Source organism: Ramlibacter ginsenosidimutans (assembly GCF_016654015.1).
GTDB lineage: Bacteria > Pseudomonadota > Gammaproteobacteria > Burkholderiales > Burkholderiaceae_C > Ramlibacter > Ramlibacter ginsenosidimutans.
The window spans coordinates 988354-1005590 of sequence record NZ_JAEPWM010000001.1 but is presented as its reverse complement, the minus strand read 5'-3'; the positions used below and the strand labels follow the sequence as shown (position 1 = coordinate 1005590).

Annotated in this window: 14 protein-coding genes; 10 read left to right on the top strand and 4 right to left on the bottom strand. The window is 69.1% G+C overall.

Going from position 1 to position 17237, the window contains the following annotated elements; translation table 11 throughout:
* Position 1: 1 nt before the first annotated feature.
* From JJB11_RS04940 to gshB, 10 genes are all read left to right on the top strand, one after another.
* Positions 2-538, top strand: coding sequence for an LPS-assembly lipoprotein LptE (locus JJB11_RS04940; RefSeq protein ID WP_201166764.1), 537 nt, complete (start codon positions 2-4; stop codon positions 536-538).
* Between the two features lie 184 nt (positions 539-722).
* The gene (rocD, locus tag JJB11_RS04935) at positions 723-1973 is read left to right on the top strand and encodes an ornithine--oxo-acid transaminase (RefSeq protein WP_201166763.1); all 1251 of its coding nucleotides are present in this window, start codon (positions 723-725) and stop codon (positions 1971-1973) included.
* A gap of 175 nt (positions 1974-2148) precedes the next feature.
* Entirely contained in the window at positions 2149-3213 is a 1065-nt protein-coding gene (holA, locus tag JJB11_RS04930; RefSeq protein WP_201166762.1) for a DNA polymerase III subunit delta, read from the top strand.
* 46 nt (positions 3214-3259) lie between these two features.
* A complete protein-coding gene (locus tag JJB11_RS04925) occupies positions 3260-4540 on the top strand; it encodes a glutamate-5-semialdehyde dehydrogenase (protein ID WP_201166761.1) in 1281 nt (426 codons plus the stop codon).
* A gap of 64 nt (positions 4541-4604) precedes the next feature.
* Entirely contained in the window at positions 4605-5897 is a 1293-nt protein-coding gene (gene gshA / locus JJB11_RS04920; protein WP_201166760.1) for a glutamate--cysteine ligase, read from the top strand.
* 122 nt (positions 5898-6019) lie between these two features.
* The gene (locus JJB11_RS04915; RefSeq protein ID WP_201166759.1) at positions 6020-7888 is read left to right on the top strand and encodes a KUP/HAK/KT family potassium transporter; all 1869 of its coding nucleotides are present in this window, start codon (positions 6020-6022) and stop codon (positions 7886-7888) included.
* Positions 7889-7918: 30 nt separating this feature from the next.
* Complete coding sequence (locus JJB11_RS04910; protein WP_201166758.1) at positions 7919-8764, top strand: SDR family NAD(P)-dependent oxidoreductase; 846 nt, start codon at positions 7919-7921, stop codon at positions 8762-8764.
* 9 nt (positions 8765-8773) lie between these two features.
* Entirely contained in the window at positions 8774-10231 is a 1458-nt protein-coding gene (locus tag JJB11_RS04905; protein ID WP_201166757.1) for a flavin-containing monooxygenase, read from the top strand.
* A 2-nt stretch (positions 10232-10233) separates the two neighbouring features.
* On the top strand, positions 10234-11178 hold the full coding sequence (locus tag JJB11_RS04900; RefSeq protein ID WP_201166756.1) for an alpha/beta fold hydrolase: 945 nt from the start codon (positions 10234-10236) through the stop codon (positions 11176-11178).
* Positions 11179-11277: 99 nt separating this feature from the next.
* Positions 11278-12240, top strand: a complete 963-nt coding sequence (gene gshB, locus JJB11_RS04895; RefSeq protein WP_201166755.1) for a glutathione synthase — start codon at positions 11278-11280, stop codon at positions 12238-12240.
* On the opposite strand, the gene JJB11_RS04890 is transcribed toward gshB, so the two are convergent.
* The 4 genes from JJB11_RS04890 to JJB11_RS04875 all read right to left on the bottom strand — a co-directional run bounded on the left by JJB11_RS04890 (position 12237) and on the right by JJB11_RS04875 (position 17228).
* Positions 12237-13016, bottom strand: coding sequence for a class II glutamine amidotransferase (locus JJB11_RS04890; RefSeq protein ID WP_201166754.1), 780 nt, complete (start codon positions 13014-13016; stop codon positions 12237-12239). The two genes, gshB and JJB11_RS04890, sit on opposite strands and share 4 nt — an antisense overlap.
* Before the next feature lie 190 nt (positions 13017-13206).
* Complete coding sequence (locus tag JJB11_RS04885) at positions 13207-14613, bottom strand: DHA2 family efflux MFS transporter permease subunit (protein WP_201167063.1); 1407 nt, start codon at positions 14611-14613, stop codon at positions 13207-13209.
* 62 nt (positions 14614-14675) lie between these two features.
* The gene (locus tag JJB11_RS04880; protein WP_201166753.1) at positions 14676-14897 is read right to left on the bottom strand and encodes a cysteine-rich CWC family protein; all 222 of its coding nucleotides are present in this window, start codon (positions 14895-14897) and stop codon (positions 14676-14678) included.
* Positions 14898-15002: 105 nt separating this feature from the next.
* The gene (locus JJB11_RS04875; protein ID WP_201166752.1) at positions 15003-17228 is read right to left on the bottom strand and encodes a malate synthase G; all 2226 of its coding nucleotides are present in this window, start codon (positions 17226-17228) and stop codon (positions 15003-15005) included.
* Between the last annotated feature and the right edge of the window lie 9 nt (positions 17229-17237).

Genomic DNA, 17237 nt, shown 5'->3' with positions numbered 1-17237 from the left:
CATGCGGCGACGCGACCTCCTGCCGCTGGGTGCGGCCCTCCTGCTCGCCGGCTGCGGCTTCGAGCTGCGCAAGGCGCCCGATTTCGCCTTCTCGTCCATCGTCATCAACGCGCCGGACAGCTCGCCGCTCGCCGCGGAGCTGCGGCGCCAGCTGCAGGCCGACGGGAAGGTCCAGGTGGTAGCACCGGGCAGCCCGGCCGCGGCCGCCGCAGTCGGCGCCGCGTCCGCGCCGGCCGCCCCGCCGGGCGAGGTCGTGTTCGAGCTGCTGCAGGAACAGCGCGAGAAGGTGGTGGTGGGCCTCAATTCGACCGGCCAGGTGACCGAGTTCCAGCTGCGCAGCCGGGTGCACTTCCGCGTGCGCAACGCGCGCGGCACGGAGCTGATTCCGGACACCGAGCTGGAACAGCACCGCGACATCACCTTCAACGAGAGCGCCGTGCTCGCCAAGGAGGCCGAGGAAGGCCTGCTGTACCGCGACATGCAGCGCGACATGGTGCAGCAGCTCATGCGGCGGCTCGCCGCCCTGCGCATCGTCTGAGAGCCGCCCCGGGGGCGCTGTCGGAAACTGCGCAGCCAGCCCGCGTCGCCGCGCCTGCACACGCCGTGCGACGGCTCCTACAGCTCCGTCGGTCCGGTGGTGGGAGCCTTTCTTCCATTGTTGCGCCGCCGCCCTTGCGGGAAGGCCGTCCAACGCCCATCTTGGGAACACTGGGAGTCGTGCCATGGATGCCACCGGAACCCCTGCCGCGCAGAGCTTCATCGCGAAGGAGGCCCGCTACGGCGCGCGCAACTACGCGCCGGTTCCCGTCGTGGTGGACCATGCGAAGGACTGCCTCGTCTGGGACGTCGAAGGGCGCGAGTACATCGACATGATGAGCGCGTACTCGTCGGTCAGCCACGGCCACCTGCATCCCCGCATCGTGGCCGCCGCCGAGCGGCAGATGCGCAAGGTCGCCGTCATGTCCCGCGCCTACTACGGCACCACGCTGGGTCCGCTGCTCGAGAAGCTGAGCGAGGTGACCGGTTTCGAGCGCGCGCTGCCCATGAACACCGGCGCGGAAGCGGTGGAGACGGCGATCAAGTGCGCGCGTCGCTGGGGCCATCGCGTCAAGGGCATCCCCGACGGCCAGCAGCGCATCCTGGTGGCGCGCGGCAACTTCCACGGCCGCACCACCACCATCATCGGCTTCTCCAGCGAGCCGGACTACCGGATGGGCTTCGCGCCTTTCGATGGCGGCTTCCAGCACTTCGACTACGGGGACATGGACAGCCTGAAGGCGGCGGCGACCGCGAACACCTGCGCCGTGCTGATCGAACCGATCCAGGGCGAGGCCGGCATCATCGTGCCGCCGCCCGGCTTCTTCCAGGAACTGCGCGCCTGGTGCACGGCGAACAACGTGCTCCTGATCGACGACGAGGTGCAGGCGGGGCTGGGGCGCACCGGCCGCTGGTTCGCCTTCCAGCACGAAGGCATCCGCCCCGACGGGCTGATCCTCGGCAAGGCGCTGGGCGCCGGCCTGTTGCCGGTGAGCGCCTTCTGCGCCGACGACAGGGTGATGCAGGTCTTCGTTCCCAACAGCCATGGCTCGACCTTCGGAGGCAACGCGCTCGCGGCCGCGGTGGCGCTGGAGGGGCTGAAGGTGCTGGAGGAAGAAGGACTGGTGGACCAGTGCGCGGCCAAGGGCGAGTACCTGTTCGGCCGCCTGCGCGAAGTGCAGGAGCAGGTGAAACCGCTGATCCGCGAGGTGCGCGGCCGCGGCCTGTGGATCGGCGTGGACATCGAGCCGTCCTGCACCAGCGCGCGCGACCTCGTCGAGCGGCTTGCGGCGCATGGCGTGCTGTCCAAGGAGACGCACGATACGGTGATCCGCTTCGCCCCGCCGCTGACGATCACGCGGGAGTTGATGGACCGCGCGGTCGAAATCTTCCGGCAGGTGGCGCTGGAGAAGCGTGGGGAACTGGGCCTCGCCTGAGGGGCGGAGTCATCCCCGTAGGCTGGCCGCGGCAGCAGGCCGCGGGGCGGTGAGCGAAGCGAACCCCAGCAATCGGTCGCGTCGCATCGCTGGGGTTCGCTTCGCTCACCGCCAGCCTACAAGACGCGGGCAGCGAGGTTCCGTGGGCAGCCACCCGCCCCGCTAAACTCTGGCCATGCAGCTCGCCCCGGCCCAGCTCGCCACCCACCTGCAGCGCGGGCTGCGCCCGCTCTATACGCTGCACGGCGACGAGCCGCTGCTGGTGCAGGAAGCCGCCGACGCGATCCGCGCGGCGGCCCGGTCCCAGGGCTATACCGAGCGCACGGTGCACACCGTGGCCGGCGCGCACTTCGACTGGAGCGCGGTGCTGGCGGCCGGGGGCTCGCTCAGCCTGTTTGCCGACAAGCAGATCGTCGAGATCCGTGTTCCCTCGGGCAAGCCGGGCAAGGACGGCAGCGCCGCCTTGCAGCAGGTGGCCGACGGCGCGGCGGGCAACGACAGCACGCTGACCCTGGTCCTGTTGCCGCGGCTGGATTTCCAGACGAAGAAGTCCGCCTGGTTTGCCGCGCTCGAAAACGCCGGCGTCGCCATCGAGGTGCAGCCGGTCGAACGCAACGCGCTGCCGCAATGGATCGCGCAGCGCCTCGCCCGCAACGACCAGCGCGTGCTGGCCGGGGAAGAAGGCCAGCGCACGCTGCAGTTCTTCGCGGACCGCGTGGAAGGCAACCTGCTCGCGGCGCACCAGGAGATCCAGAAACTCGCGCTGCTGTACCCGGCCGGCGAGTTGCGTTTCGAGCAGGTGGAGAGCGCGGTGCTGAACGTGGCCCGCTACGACGTGTTCAAGCTGTCCGAGGCGGTCCTCGGCGGCCAGGTCGCTCGCGTGCAGCGCATGCTGGACGGCCTGCAGGCAGAAGGCGAGGCCGAGGTGCTGGTGCACTACACGCTGGCCGAGGACATCCGCGCGCTCAAGCGCGTGAAGGATGCGATGGCCGCGGGCCGGCCGCTGCCGATGGCCTTGCGCGAGCAGCGCGTGTGGGGCGTGAAGGAAAAGCTCTTTGAGCGGGTGCTGCCACGCCTGTCGACGACGGCACTGGAAAACCTGCTGCATGGTGCCCATGTAGTGGACGGGATCGTGAAGGGGCTGAAGGCGCCGGGCTGGCCCACCGAGGGTTGGCAGGCGCTGCACCGGCTGGCCATGGGCCTGTGCCTGGAGTGCGCTGCCCAGCCCGCACAGCGCTGAATCCCGGTTTTTTTCACAGTCGAGTGCCCCCGGGGATAATCCACGCATGAACGCCGTCAACATTGCCGAGCATCTCTCCAGCCTGGGCCTGCAGGCCCGGGCGGCGTCCGCTCGCATGGCCGCGGCCACCGCGGCGCAGAAGAGCCGAGCGCTGCGCGCCCTGGCCACGCTGCTGCGCGAGAACGGGGACGCGCTGCAGGCGGAAAACGCGAAGGACACAGCGCGCGCCACGGCGGCCGGCCTGGCCGCACCCATGGTCGATCGCCTGAAGCTCACGCCGAAAATCCTGGAGGTGCTGGCCGTCGGCTGCGAGCAGCTCGCGGCGATGCCGGACATCATCGGCGAGGTCATCGGCATGAAGCAGCAGCCCAGCGGCATCCGCGTGGGCCAGATGCGCGTGCCGCTCGGCGTGTTCGGCATGATCTTCGAGAGCCGGCCGAACGTCACGATCGAGGCGGCGAGCCTGTCGATCAAGAGCGGCAACGCCTGCATCCTGCGCGGTGGCTCGGAGGCCATCGAGTCCAACAAGGCGCTTGCCCGGCTGGTGCAGCAGGCGCTGGTGGCAGCGGAGCTGCCGCCCGAAGCTGTCCAACTGGTGCAGACGACCGACCGCGAGGCCGTCGGCCGGCTGATCGCCATGCCCGAATACGTCGACGTGATCATTCCGCGCGGCGGCAAGGGCCTGATCGAGCGGATCTCGCGCGAAGCCAAGGTGCCGGTGATCAAGCACCTCGACGGCAATTGCCACACCTACGTCGACGATCCCTGCGATGTCGAGATGGCGGTGAAGATCACCGACAACGCCAAGACCCAGAAATACAGCCCCTGCAACGCGAGCGAAGGCCTGCTGGTCGCACGCGGCGTGGCCAAGGCGTTCCTGCCGGAGATCGGCGCGATCTTCACGGCCAAGGGCGTGGAGATGCGCTGCGACGCGGAGGCCAAGGCGATCCTGCAGCAGGTGCGCGGCGCCGACCTGAAGGACGCCACCGAACAGGACTGGTCCGAGGAATATCTCGCGCCGATCATCAGCGTGAAGGTGGTCGAGGGCGTCGACGAGGCCATCGCGCACATCAACCGCTATTCCTCGCACCATACTGACGCCATCGTCACGCGCGACCACATGCATGCGCAGCGCTTCCTGCGCGAGGTGGACTCGGCCAGCGTGATGGTCAATGCCAGCACCCGCTTCGCCGACGGCTTCGAGTACGGCCTCGGGGCGGAAATCGGCATCAGCACCGACAAGTTCCATGCGCGCGGCCCCGTGGGGCTCGAAGGACTCACGTCCCTCAAGTGGATCGTGCTGGGCAACGGCGAAGTGCGGGAATGACCCAGCCTCGAAGCGTCTGCGGCGCCTGCCGCCAGCACGCCCAACCGACAAAGTAGAACAACAGATGGTTCCGCACCTCATCACGGCCCTCACGGGCCCGATCAACGAGCTCGAGCAGCGCATCCTGGAGTCGATGCCGGCGGTGGAGCGCTGGTTCCGCCTCGAGTGGATGGAGCACACGCCGCCGTTCTACTGCTCGGTGGACATCCGCAACGCCGGCTTCAAGCTGGCGCCGGTCGACACCAACCTGTATCCCGGCGGCTGGAACAACCTGACGCAGGAGATGCTGCCGCTCGCGGTGCAGGCGGCGATGGCGGCGATCGAGAAGATCTGCCCCGAGGCGAAGAACCTGCTGGTGATCCCGGAGAACACGAGGAACACCTTCTACCTGAGCAACATCGCGCAGCTGCAGCGGATCTTCCGCATGGCCGGCCTGAACGTGAAGGTCGGCTCCATCGATCCGGAGATCAAGCGTCCGACCACCGTCGAACTGCCCGGCGGCGACACGGTGACGCTGGAGCCGGTGGTGCGCAGCAAGCGCCGGCTGGGACTGAAGAACTTCGACCCCTGCACCATCCTGCTGAACAACGACCTCACGGCCGGTCCTCCCGGCATCCTGGAGGACCTGCACGAGCAGTACCTGCTGCCCCCGCTGCACGCGGGCTGGTCGGTGCGGCGCAAGAGCCGCCACTTCCAGAGCTATGAAGAGGTGGCGAAGCGCTTCGGCAAGATGCTGGGCATCGACCCGTGGCTGGTGAACCCGCTGTTCAACCGCTGTGGCGAGCTCGATTTCTTCAAGCAGGAAGGCATGGAGTGCCTGCGCAGCAACGTCGACGCGTTGCTCTCGAAGATCCGCAAGAAGTACAAGGAATACGGGATCAACGAGAAGCCCTTCGTAGTCGTGAAGGCCGACAACGGGACCTCCGGCATGGGCATCATGACCGTGCGCGAGGTCAAGGACCTCGACGTGATCCGCGACCGACCGAAGAACAAGCCGCCGGTGGTGAAGACCGGGCAGGCGATCACCGACGTGATCATCCAGGAGGGCGTGCTGACGGCGGAGCGCATCAACGAGGCTGTCGCCGAGCCGGTGGTGTACCTCATGGACCGCTACGTGGTCGGCGGCTTCTACCGCGTGCATGCCGAGCGCGGCACCGATGAGAACCTCAACGCGCCGGGTGCGAGCTTCGTGCCACTGGCTTTCGCCGAGAGTACGCGCTTACCCCAGCCCGGACAGAAGCCGGGCGCGAGCGCCCCGAACCGGTTCTACATGTACGGGGTGATCGGCCGGCTGGCCATGGTGGCCGCGAGCTACGAGCTGGAAGCCACGGACCCCGAGGCGGTGAGCTACGACTGAAGCCCGCGTCGCGGTTGTTGCGGTGCAACATCTGCGCCGCACGCCGGGCGAGGCGGGCGCACAATAGCGGTCCCCAAGTTCAAGACCCCGCCGGCCAGCCCTGTGCCGGGATGGGGCTGGTCGTGCAGAACTCGAAATCCCCGCTCGCGGCGCTGACCCTCGGCGCCATCGGTGTCGTCTATGGTGACATCGGCACCAGCGTCCTCTACGCCGTCAAGGAAGTGTTCGCCGGCGGACACGTGCCGTTCACGCCGGACAACGTGTACGGCGTGCTGTCGATCTTCTTCTGGACGCTGACGGTGATCGTCTCGATCAAGTACGTCGTGCTCGTCCTGCGGGCGGACAACAATGGCGAAGGCGGCCTCATCGCGATGCTCGCGCTCGCGTCGCAGGCAGTGAAGGACAAGCCCAGGCTGCGCCAGGCCTTGCTGGGCATCGGCATCTTCGGCACCTCGATGTTCTACGGCGACGGGGTGATCACGCCGGCGATCTCCGTGCTCTCCGCCGTCGAAGGCCTGGACGTGGTGTCGCCCACTTTCGGCCAGGCCGTCATACCGCTGACGCTCGCCGTCCTCCTGGGGCTGTTCATCGTGCAGAAGCGCGGCACCGGCGGCATCGGGCGCTTCTTCGGACCGGTGACGCTGGTCTGGTTCTTCTCGATCGCCGTGCTGGGCATCTCGCACATCGTGCGGCACCCCGAGATCCTGAAGGCGCTCTCGCCGTACTACGCGCTGCGCTTCATGTGGCTGCAGCCGGGCACCACGTTCATCATCCTGGGCGCGGTGGTGCTGTGCGTGACCGGCGCGGAGGCGCTCTACGCCGACCTCGGCCACTTCGGCAAGAAGCCGATCCGGCTGGCCTGGTTCGGCGCCGTCATGCCGGCGCTGACGCTCAACTACTTCGGGCAGGGCGCGCTGCTGATCGCGCGGCCGGAGGCGGTCAAGAACCCTTTCTACATGATGGCCCCGGACTGGGCGCTGCTGCCGCTCGTGATCCTCGCGACCATGGCGACCGTCATCGCCTCGCAGGCGCTGATCACGGGCGCCTTCAGCGTGACCAAGCAGGTGGTGCAGCTCGGCTACCTGCCGCGCCTGAACGTGCAGCACACCAGCGTGCGCGACACCGGGCAGATCTACGTGCCGGCCGTGAACTGGGGGCTGTTCGTGGCCATCGTCGTCGCCGTCGTGATGTTCCGCTCCTCCAGCAACCTCGCCGCGGCGTATGGCATCGCGGTGACGCTGGACATGCTGATCACCACGACCCTGACCTTCTTCGTGATCCGCTACGGCTGGGGCTATCCGCTGGCGCTGTGCATCGCGGCCACCGGCTGCTTCTTCGTCGTGGACCTCGCCTTCTTCGCTTCCAACCTGCTCAAGCTGCTGGAAGGCGGCTGGTTCCCGCTGATGATCGGCTGTTGCATCTTCACCCTGATGATCACGTGGAAGCGGGGCCGCGCGATCCTCAACGAGAAGCTGCAGCACGATTCGCTGGACCTGCGCAGCTTCCTGGAGTCGGTGTTCCAGCAGCCGCCGGTGCGCGTGCCCGGCACCGCGGTGTTCCTCACCGCCCAGCCCGGCACCGTGCCCAACGCGATGCTGCACAACCTGAAGCACAACAAGGTGCTGCACGAACACAACCTGTTCGTCACGGTGCGCAGCCACGAGGTGCCGTGGATCGGCCTGGACAAGCGGGCCGAGATCGAGTCGCTCGGGCACGACTGCTGGCAGGTCGTGCTGCACTACGGCTTCAAGAACGACCAGGACCTGCCGCGCGCGCTGGAGCTGATCCGCGCCCGCGGCTGCGAGCTCGAGCCCATGACGACCAGCTACTTCCTGTCGCGCGATGTCGTGGTGCCGACCATCGGCGGCGGCATGGCGGGGTGGCGCGAAAAGCTGTTCGCGCAGATGCACCACAACGCGGGCGCCGCCGCGGAGTTCCTGAACCTGCCGAGCAACTCGGTGGTGGAACTGGGCAGCAAGGTGGAAATCTAGTACCCTGCGCCGCCACACCAGGAGGCGCGCATGAGGGACTTCCAGGGCAAGGTCGCGGCCATCACGGGCGCCGGCTCCGGCATCGGGCGCGCGCTCGCCCTCGCGCTGGCGCGCGCCGGCGCCCGGCTCGCGCTGAGCGACATCGATGCAGCGGGACTCGCCCTCACCGCGCAGCAGGTCGTGGCCGTCCATGCGCCGTGCACCACGGCCAGCCTGGACGTCAGCCAGCGCGAGGCCGTCTTTGCCTGGGCTGACGAGTGCCGCAACGCGCATGGCCAGGTGAACCTGATCGTGAACAACGCCGGTGTCGCGTTGGCGGCAGGAGCGGCGACCGTGCGCATCGAAGATTTCCAGTGGATCATGGGGATCAACTTCTGGGGCGTGGTGCACGGCACCCAGGCTTTCCTGCCGCACCTGCAAGCCAGCGGCGACGGACACATCGTGAACATCTCGAGCATTGCCGGCATGGTCGCCCTGCCCACGCAGGCGGCCTACAACGCAACGAAGTTCGCCGTCCGCGGCTACACCGAAGCGCTGCGCATGGAGCTGGAACTGGCGGGCGCGCCGGTGAGCGCCACGTGCGTGCATCCGGGCGGCATCGCGACGCGCATCGCGCGCTCCATGCGTATCGACCCGGCCTGGCTGCGCAGCACGGGCCTGGGCGCCGAGGCCCTGCGCGAGCGCTCGGACCAGATGCTGCAGGTCACGACGCCAGACCAGGCGGCGCAGCGCATCCTGCAAGGCGTGCGGCGCAATGAGAGGCGCGTGCTGGTCGGGCCGGATGCGCGCGCGCTCGACGTGATGCAGCGCGTGCTCGGCGCCGGCTACCAGCCGCTGCTGGTGCGCCGCTGGCGCCGCATGGCCGCGGGCCGCTGAAGCACCGCCATGGACGCTGAATCCTTGGACGTGGTGATCGTGGGCGCGGGGCTCTCGGGCATCTCCGCGGCCCATTACCTGCGCTCGCTCTGTCCCGGGCGCAGCTTCGTCCTGCTGGAGGGGCGCGATGCGCTCGGCGGCACCTGGGACCTGTTCCGCTATCCCGGCGTCCGCTCGGACTCCGACATGTTCACGCTCGGCTACACCTTCCGGCCGTGGACCAGCGACGCCGCCATCGCCGACGGCGCGTCCATCCGCGAGTACATCCGCGACACGGCGCGCGCGGAAGGCGTGCTCGGGCAGATCCGCTTCCGCCACCGGGTGACCGGCGCCGACTGGAACGCCGCCAGCGCGCGCTGGACGGTGCACGTCGATGCCGCAGGGACGCCGCGCACCTTGCACTGCCGCTTCCTGTTCTTCTGCAGCGGCTACTACGACTACGCACGCGGCCACGAGCCGGAGTTCCCGGGGCGAGAGGCGTTCGCGGGCCGCATCGTCCATCCGCAGCAATGGCCCGAGGACCTCGACGTCACGGGCAAGCGGGTGGTGGTGATCGGCAGTGGCGCGACCGCCATCACCTTGATCCCTTCGCTCGCCAGGCAGGCCGCGCACGTGACGATGCTGCAGCGCTCGCCCAGCTACATCCTGGCGCTGCCCGGGCGCGACAAGCTGGGGCGCGGGCTGCAACGCTGGCTGCCGCGCAAGCTCGCGTACCGGCTGATCCGCTGGAAGAACATCCTGCTGTCCACGGCGCTGTTCCAGTTCGCCCGCCGCCGGCCCGAGAAGCTGGGACGCTGGCTGGTGGAGCAGGCCCACCGCAGCAGCGGCGTGGACCGCAAGCACCTGCAGCCGAATTACGACCCCTGGGACCAGCGCCTGTGCATCGCGCCGGACGCCGACTTCTTCGCCGCCCTGCGCGAGGGCCGCGCGTCCGTCGCCACCGACCGGATCGAGCGCTTCACGGCCACGGGCGTCCGGCTCGCTTCCGGCGAGGAACTGCCGGCGGACATCGTCGTCACCGCGACCGGTCTCAAGCTGCAGCTGTTCGGCGGCGCCCGGCTGACCGTCGACGGCCGGCCCGTGCAGGTAGCCGATGCGCTCTCGTACAAGGGCATGATGCTCGCGGGCGTTCCCAACTTCGCGCTCGCCATGGGCTACACCAACGCCTCGTGGACCTTGAAGGCGGAGCTGATCGCGCGCCAGGTGTGCCGCGTGCTGAACTACATGCGCGACCACGACCTCGACGTGTGCATGCCCGTGCAGGAGGGCGACGCCGGGGCGACCCGTCCCGCACTGGACCTGCAGTCCGGCTATATCGCGCGGGCGGCCGGCGAGTTGCCGCGCCAGGGCAGCCGCAAGCCGTGGCGAATCCACCAGAACTACGTGCGCGACCTGATCGCCCTGAAGTTCTCGCCCTTGCGCGACGGCGCACTGCGCTTCGGGCGCGCCGGCGAGGCGGTCCGCTGACCATGCGCTGGCTCCTCGCTTTGCTCCTGGTGCTCGTCGTGCTCACGGGCCTGCTCGCGTTGTTCAGCGCCTGGGTCGCGCGGCGGGTGCAACAAGCCTTTCCGCCGGCGCAGTGGCTGGAAGTGGATGGCGAACGCATCCACTACCGCTCGCTCGGCGAAGGGCCGGCCATCGTGCTGGTCCACGGACTCGGCGGGCAGATGAAGAACTTCGAGTACCTGCCGCTCGCGCAACTCGCGCAGCGCTACCGGCTGCTGCTGCTCGACCGGCCGGGCTCCGGCCTGTCGCCGCGCAAGGACGAGGGCAACGCGGCCCTCGCCGCGCAGGCGCGGCTGGTCGCGGGCTTCATCCGCGCCCTGCGCCTGCCGCGGCCGCCCTTGCTGGTGGGACATTCGCTCGGGGGTGCCATCGCGCTCGGCGTGGCCCTGCAGGATCCGGACTGCATCGCGGGCCTGGCGCTCATCGCACCGCTGACTCATCACATCGATACGGTGCCGCCGCCGTTTCGCGCGCTCGCGATCCGCTCGCCGGGCTGGCGGCGCTTCTTCGCGCATGTGTTTGCGGTGCCGCTGGGGATGCTCGCGAGCCGCCGGACGCTCGCCTTCATCTTCGCGCCGGAAGCCGCGCCGGCGGACTTTCCGCTGCGCGGCGGCGCCCTGCTGGGTCTGCGCCCTGCCGCCTATCTCGGCGCTGCGGCGGACCTGCTCGCCGTGGAGGACGACCTGCCCGCGCAGCAGGCGCGCTACGGCGAGCTTCGCCTGCCGGTGGCCATGCTGTACGGCGAGGGCGACCAGGTTCTCGACTGGCGCGCGCAGGGCGAGGCGCTGAAGGCGCGCCTGCCCCAACTGCAGCTCACGGTCGTGGCCGGCGGCCACATGCTGCCCGTGACGCAAGGCGAGGCGACGGCCGCCTGGCTGGACGGCGTGGCGCAGCAAGTACTGGCCTGAACGCCGGCGACGGCTGCAGCGCGGGGCGACCACCGCCGCTGCGGGGCGAGCCCGCCGGCCCGGGGCGGTCCGCCGCGTTTTGTGCAACAGTTGCGGTCAATGAACATCCTCTTCGTCGCCGACCCGCTCGAGGTCTTCAAGGTCTACAAGGACACGACCTTTTCCATGATGCGGGAGGCGCAGCGCCGCGGCCACCGCATCGCCGCCTGCGAACCCAGCGACCTGAGCTGGCGCTCCGGTGACCTCGTGCACGCGCAGGTCCGGGAGATCGTGCTCACGGGGGCCGACGAGGAGTGGTTCCAGGTCCAGCGCACCGAGCTGAAGCCGCTGCGTGGCTTCGACGCCGTCCTGATGCGCAAGGACCCGCCCTTCGATTCCGAGTACTTCTACGCCACCCACCTGCTGGAGCAGGCGCAACGCGAAGGCGCGAAGGTGTTCAACCGGCCCGCCTCGCTGCGCGACCATCCCGAGAAGCTGGCCATCATGGAGTTTCCGCAGTTCGTCAGCCCCACGCTGGTGACGCGCTCGCCGGACGAGGTGCGCCGCTTCCATGAGGAGCACGGCGACATCATCCTCAAGCCGCTGGACGGGATGGGCGGCATGGGCATCTTCCGCGTCGGCCCCGAGGGGCTGAACCTCGGCTCCATCGTCGAGACGCTGAATCAGCACGGCACGACCACGATCATGGTGCAGCGCTTCGTGCCCGAGATCACCGACGGCGACAAGCGCGTGCTCGTGATCGGCGGCAAGGTGGTGCCCTTCTGCCTGGCGCGCATTCCGCAGGGCAGCGAAATCCGCGGCAACCTGGCCGCGGGCGGCAAGGGCGTCGCGCAGCCGATCTCCGAGCGCGACCGCGAGATCGCCGAAACCATCGGCCCGCTCCTGTCGGAGCGCGGCTTGCTGCTGATCGGGCTGGACGTCATCGGCGACTGCCTCACCGAGATCAACGTCACCAGTCCGACCTGCTTCCAGGAGATCACGCAGCAGACCGGCTTCGACGTGCCGGCGATGTTCATCGACGCGCTGGAAGAACAGCTCGATCGCGACCGCTCGGTCTTCTAGCCCGGCGCGGCGTCCGCTACCGCCTGCCCGTCCACGAAGACCTTCAGCTCGCCGGGCTGGAACGCCGTCCACTGCTCGTTGACGGTCAGGGGCGCCGTGACGACCACGGCCACGCGGTCCTGCGGGGTCGTGTGCTGCGCGAAGTCGACGCTCAGGTCCTCGTCCGCGAGTTGCGCATGCGCGAACGGGTGGCGCCGCTCCACGTACCAGAGGTGGGTGGAGCAGTGCGCCCACAGCGCGTCGCCGTTGGACAGCAGGAAATTGAAGCGGCCGTGCTGTGCGATGCGAGGCGTGAGCTCGCGCAGCGTCAGCGTCAGCTCCGCCACGCTGGGCGTGCCCGCGTGCGACTTCCACAGCTCCTGCAGCAGCCAGCAGAAGGCGCGCTCGCTATCCGTGTTGCCGACCGGGCGGAAGTTCGCGTGCAGGCGCGGCTCGAAGCCCTGCAGGTCGCCGTTGTGCGCGAACACCCAGTAGCGGCCCCACAGCTCGCGCACGAAGGGATGGCAGTTCTGCAGCGCGACCTCGCCCTGCGTCGCCTTGCGGATGTGCGCGATCACGTTGCGGCTCTTGATCGGGTAGCGGCGGATCAGCTCGGCGACGGGCGATTCGGACGCGGGCTGGTGATCGACGAAGTGCCGCAGCCCCTTGCCCTCGAAGAATGCGATGCCCCAGCCATCGGCGTGATGGTCGGTGCGGCCGCCGCGCTGCGCGAAGCCCGCGAAGCTGAACGTCACGTCCGTCGGCGTGTTGCAGTTCATTCCCAGCAGCTGGCACATAAAATCATTGTGACCTGAAAAGTTCGGGTGCATGCGTGGGCGCCAGGTCCCTGTAGGCTGGCGGTGAGCGCAAGCGAACCCCAGCAAAGTGCGCAGGGGCCCCGCTGGGGTTCGCTACGCTCACCTTCCGCGGCCGCTGGCCGCGCCAGCCTACGAGGCTCGCCGCCGGCCGCGCCAGCCTGCGAACTGCCTAGGCTTTCGACGCAGGCAAGTCGCCTAGCGGCGGACCCTTGAGCTGCCAGGCGCACACGGTGGCCACGCAGCAGACGCCGGCGAGCATGAGGAAGGATTCCTCGAAGGCCGCGAGCCGTGCGGCGCTGGTGGGGCCCGAGAGGGTGACGGCGTGGACCGCCAGCCGCCACTCCAGCACGATGGCGCAGAGGCTCACCCCGGCGGCGCCGCCGAGCATGCGCAGGAAATTGATGAGGCTCGCGCCTTGCGGGATCTCGCCCTTGTCCAGCGGCCGCATCGCGCCCACGTTGAGCGAAGGCAGCACGAAGCCGAGGCCGACGCGGCCGAGGATGGCCCAGGCCACGAGCAGCGTGAGCGGCGCACTCAGCCCCACGGTCGGCATCAGCGCAAAGGAGGCGGCCAGCAGCGCCAGGCCGCCGCTCACCATCAGGTGCGTGGGGATGCGGCGCGTCAGTCGGCCCGCGATGCCGATCGTGATCGCCAGCACGATGCCGGAAGGAAGCAGGATGGTCCCGACGTGCGAGGCCGGCAGTTCCAGCGCGACCTGCATGAACACCGGCAGCAGGTACGTCGACCCGTAGAGCGCGATGCCGTAGATGAACGCGACCACCGTGCCGATGGTGTAGAGCCGGTGTCGGAACACCGCCGGGTCCAGCAATGCCTCCTGCCCGCGCGCCTTGGCGCGCCGCAGCCACACCGCCAGCGCCGCGAAGGCCAGCGCCGACGCGAGCAGCAGCCCCAGCGCACTGGCCGCTCCGGCGCCGCGGATCTGCAGCAGGCCGTTCAGCAAGGCCAGCGTGCCGACGCTGCCGAGCACCAGCCCGCGCCAGTCCAGCGGCGGCGCGTGCCGGCCCGCGGCAGCACCGCCGGGCGCGCTCGTCGGGATGTAGCGGTGCGCCAGCCAGATGGACGCGAGGCAGAACGGGATCACCATGAAGAAGATGGAGCGCCAGCCGAACAGGTCCACCAGCACGCCGCCGATGCTGGGCCCCAGCGCCGGTGCGAGCACCACGCCCATGCCGAACATGCCGCTCGCGCGCCCCTGTTCCGATGGAGGGAAGGCCCGCATCATGATGATGGCCGGAATGGGCTGCACGACGCCCGCCGCCAGCCCTTCGGCCACGCGCGAAGCGAGCACGAGCGGGAACGAAGGCGAGATCCCGCCCACCAGGCCGCCGGCGAGCAGCAGGAGCATGGTGCCGTCGTAGGTGCGGCGGTAGCCGAAGCGCGCCAGCAGCCACGGAGTGGTGAGCATCGACACCGTCATGGCGACCATGAAGCCGGAAGAGACCCATTGCGCGCGCTCCTGGTTCAGCGCGAAGTCGCGGCTCATGCCGGGGATCGCCACGTTCACCACGGTGGCCGACATCAGCGACGCCATGGTGCCGACCATGACGGACATCATGAGGAGCCAGCGGTAGCGCTCGCCGTGGCGCGCGCTCAGGTCGGCGATGCTGCTGCCGCCGCTCACGCGGCGGGCTCGCCGCGCGCGCAGGTCGCGCAGACGCAGGAGCGGTCGCGCGCAGGCTCGGGAATGCGCGCGAGCAGGTCGGCGTCGAAGTCGACCTGCATGCACCAGCAGGGGCCTTGCCGCACGCCGGTCTCGCGCTCGATCTCCATCGCGCAGCGGTTCGCCTGCCCGCACAGCGGGCAGCGGGTCGCGTCGAGGTTGGCGGAGACTGGCGTCACGTCCGCAGTGTAGCGCCCGGGTCGGCCGCCCGGTGGCGTGAATCACGCCTGGCCCGAGCTCCGCGCGACCCCCGGCGAGGACTGCGCCGGCCGGCGCAGTCCGCTTTACTTCGCGGCGGCCTTCACCTTGAGCCGCCAGGCATGCAGCAGCGGCTCGGTGTAGCCGCTGGGTTGCTCCTTGCCCTTGAACACCAGGTCCAGCGCCGCGCGATACGCATACGACGTGTCCCAGTTGCCCGCCATCGGCTTGTAGAACGGATCGTTGGCGTTCTGCTTGTCGACCACCGCCGCCATGCGCTGGAAGGTGTCGCGCACCTGCTGCTCGGTGACCACGCCGTGCAGCAGCCAGTTGCAGATGTGCTGGCTGGAGATGCGCAAGGTCGCGCGGTCTTCCATCAGGCCGACGTTGTGGATGTCGGGCACCTTGGAGCAGCCGACGCCCTGGTCGACCCACCGCACCACGTAGCCCAGGATGCCTTGCGCGTTGTTCTCGATCTCCTGCTGGCGCTCCTGCGCGCTCCACTTCGCCTCGGGCGCAACCGGCACGGTGAGCAGGCCGGTCAGGAGCTGCTCGCGCTCCGCATCCGCGTCAATCTTCTCCAGCTCCTGCTGCACCGCGAACACGTCCACCTGGTGGTAGTGCAGCGCGTGCAGCGTGGCCGCCGTGGGCGAGGGCACCCACGCGGTATTGGCGCCGGCGCGCGGGTGCGCGATCTTCTGGTCGAGCATCGCGGCCATCAGGTCCGGCATCGCCCACATGCCCTTGCCGATCTGCGCGCGCCCGCGCAGCCCGCACGCCAGGCCCACCAGCACGTTGTTCTTCTCGTAGGCCTGGATCCAGGCGGTGGACTTCATGTCGCTCTTGCGGATCATCGGTCCCGCGTACATCGCGGTGTGCATCTCGTCGCCGGTGCGGTCCAGAAAGCCGGTGTTGATGAAGGCCACGCGCGCCGGCGCCGCGGCGATGCAGGCCTGCAGGTTGACGCTGGTGCGGCGCTCCTCGTCCATGATGCCCAGCTTGACCGTGTTCTCCGGCAGGCCCAGCAGCTTCTCCACGCGACCGAACAGCTCCGAGGCGAACACCACTTCGGCCGGCCCGTGCATCTTGGGCTTGACGATGTAGATGGAGCCGGTGCGCGAGTTGCGGATGCCCGCGACGCCCGTGTCGCCTCCTGCTTTCTCGCCCTTGCCCTTCTGGAGATCGACCATCGCGATCGCGGTGGTGATCACCGCGTCCATGATGCCTTCGTAGATTTCCTTGCCGCCGTCCCACAGGATCGCCGGGTTGGTCATCAGGTGGCCCACGTTGCGCAGGAACAGCAGCGAGCGGCCGTGCAGGCGCACCTCGCCGTCGCCGCGCGTGTTCTTGTAGATGCGGTCCTTGTTCAGGCCGCGCGTGAAGCTCTTGCCGCCCTTGTGCACCTGCTCGGTGAGGGTGCCCTGCAGGATGCCCAGCCAGTTGCGATAGGCGAGCAGCTTGTCCTCGGCATCCACCGCGGCGATCGAGTCTTCCAGGTCCAGGATGGTGGACAGCGCAGCTTCCACGACGACGTCGGCCACGCCCGCCGCATCGGTCTGGCCGATCGCGCTCTTGCGGTCGATCACGATGTCGAGGTGCAGGCCGTTGTTCTTCAGGAGCACGGAGGACGGCGCGTTCGCGTCGCCCTGGTAGCCGACGAACTTGGCCGGGTCCTTCAGTCCCGACGACTTGCCGCCCTTCAGTTCAACCTTCAGCTGGCCGCCTTCCACCTTGTACGCGGTGGCATCGGCATGCGAGCCGCTGGCGAGCGGCACGGCCTGGTCCAGCACCTGGCGCGCGCGAGCGATCACCTTGGCACCGCGCACTTCGTTGTAGCCCGGGCCCTTGTCGGCGCCGCCGTCTTCCGGGATCACGTCGGTCCCGTACAGCGCGTCGTACAGCGAGCCCCAGCGGGCGTTGGCGGCATTGAGCGCATAGCGCGCGTTCAGGATCGGGACCACGAGCTGGGGGCCGGCCTGCAGGGCGAGCTCGGCGTCCACGTTGGTGGTCGTCGCCTTCGCGCCCCTGGGATGCGGCACGAGGTAGCCGATCTTCTCCAGGAAGCCGCGGTACGCCGCCATGTCGCGGATCGGGCCGGGGTTCTTCTTGTGCCAGGCATCCAGCTCGGACTGCAGGCGATCGCGCTCGGCGAGCAGCGCCTGGTTCTTGGGCGAGAGGTCCTTCACGATCTGGTCGAAGCCTTGCCAGAACCGGTCCTGCGCGACGCCCACGGTGGGCAGCACCTGTTCGTCGATGAAGCGCTTCAGCGCGCTGTCCACCTGCAGTCCGTGGATCGTGGTCTTGTCGGTCATTGTGTTCTC

Bases quoted from the DNA above. Each gene is read 5' to 3' on its own strand.
- gshA (WP_201166760.1), top strand. From the start codon at position 4,605: ATGGTTCCGCACCTCATCACGGCCCTCACGGGCCCGATCAACGAGCTC.
- rocD (WP_201166763.1), top strand. From the start codon at position 723: ATGGATGCCACCGGAACCCCTGCCGCGCAGAGCTTCATCGCGAAGGAG.
- JJB11_RS04905 (WP_201166757.1), top strand. From the start codon at position 8,774: ATGGACGCTGAATCCTTGGACGTGGTGATCGTGGGCGCGGGGCTCTCG.
- JJB11_RS04910 (WP_201166758.1), top strand. From the start codon at position 7,919: ATGAGGGACTTCCAGGGCAAGGTCGCGGCCATCACGGGCGCCGGCTCC.
- gshB (WP_201166755.1), top strand. From the start codon at position 11,278: ATGAACATCCTCTTCGTCGCCGACCCGCTCGAGGTCTTCAAGGTCTAC.
- JJB11_RS04940 (WP_201166764.1), top strand. From the start codon at position 2: ATGCGGCGACGCGACCTCCTGCCGCTGGGTGCGGCCCTCCTGCTCGCC.
- holA (WP_201166762.1), top strand. From the start codon at position 2,149: ATGCAGCTCGCCCCGGCCCAGCTCGCCACCCACCTGCAGCGCGGGCTG.
- JJB11_RS04890 (WP_201166754.1), bottom strand. From the start codon at position 13,016: ATGTGCCAGCTGCTGGGAATGAACTGCAACACGCCGACGGACGTGACG.
- JJB11_RS04900 (WP_201166756.1), top strand. From the start codon at position 10,234: ATGCGCTGGCTCCTCGCTTTGCTCCTGGTGCTCGTCGTGCTCACGGGC.
- JJB11_RS04885 (WP_201167063.1), bottom strand. From the start codon at position 14,613: ATGATGTCCGTCATGGTCGGCACCATGGCGTCGCTGATGTCGGCCACC.
- JJB11_RS04925 (WP_201166761.1), top strand. From the start codon at position 3,260: ATGAACGCCGTCAACATTGCCGAGCATCTCTCCAGCCTGGGCCTGCAG.
- JJB11_RS04875 (WP_201166752.1), bottom strand. From the start codon at position 17,228: ATGACCGACAAGACCACGATCCACGGACTGCAGGTGGACAGCGCGCTG.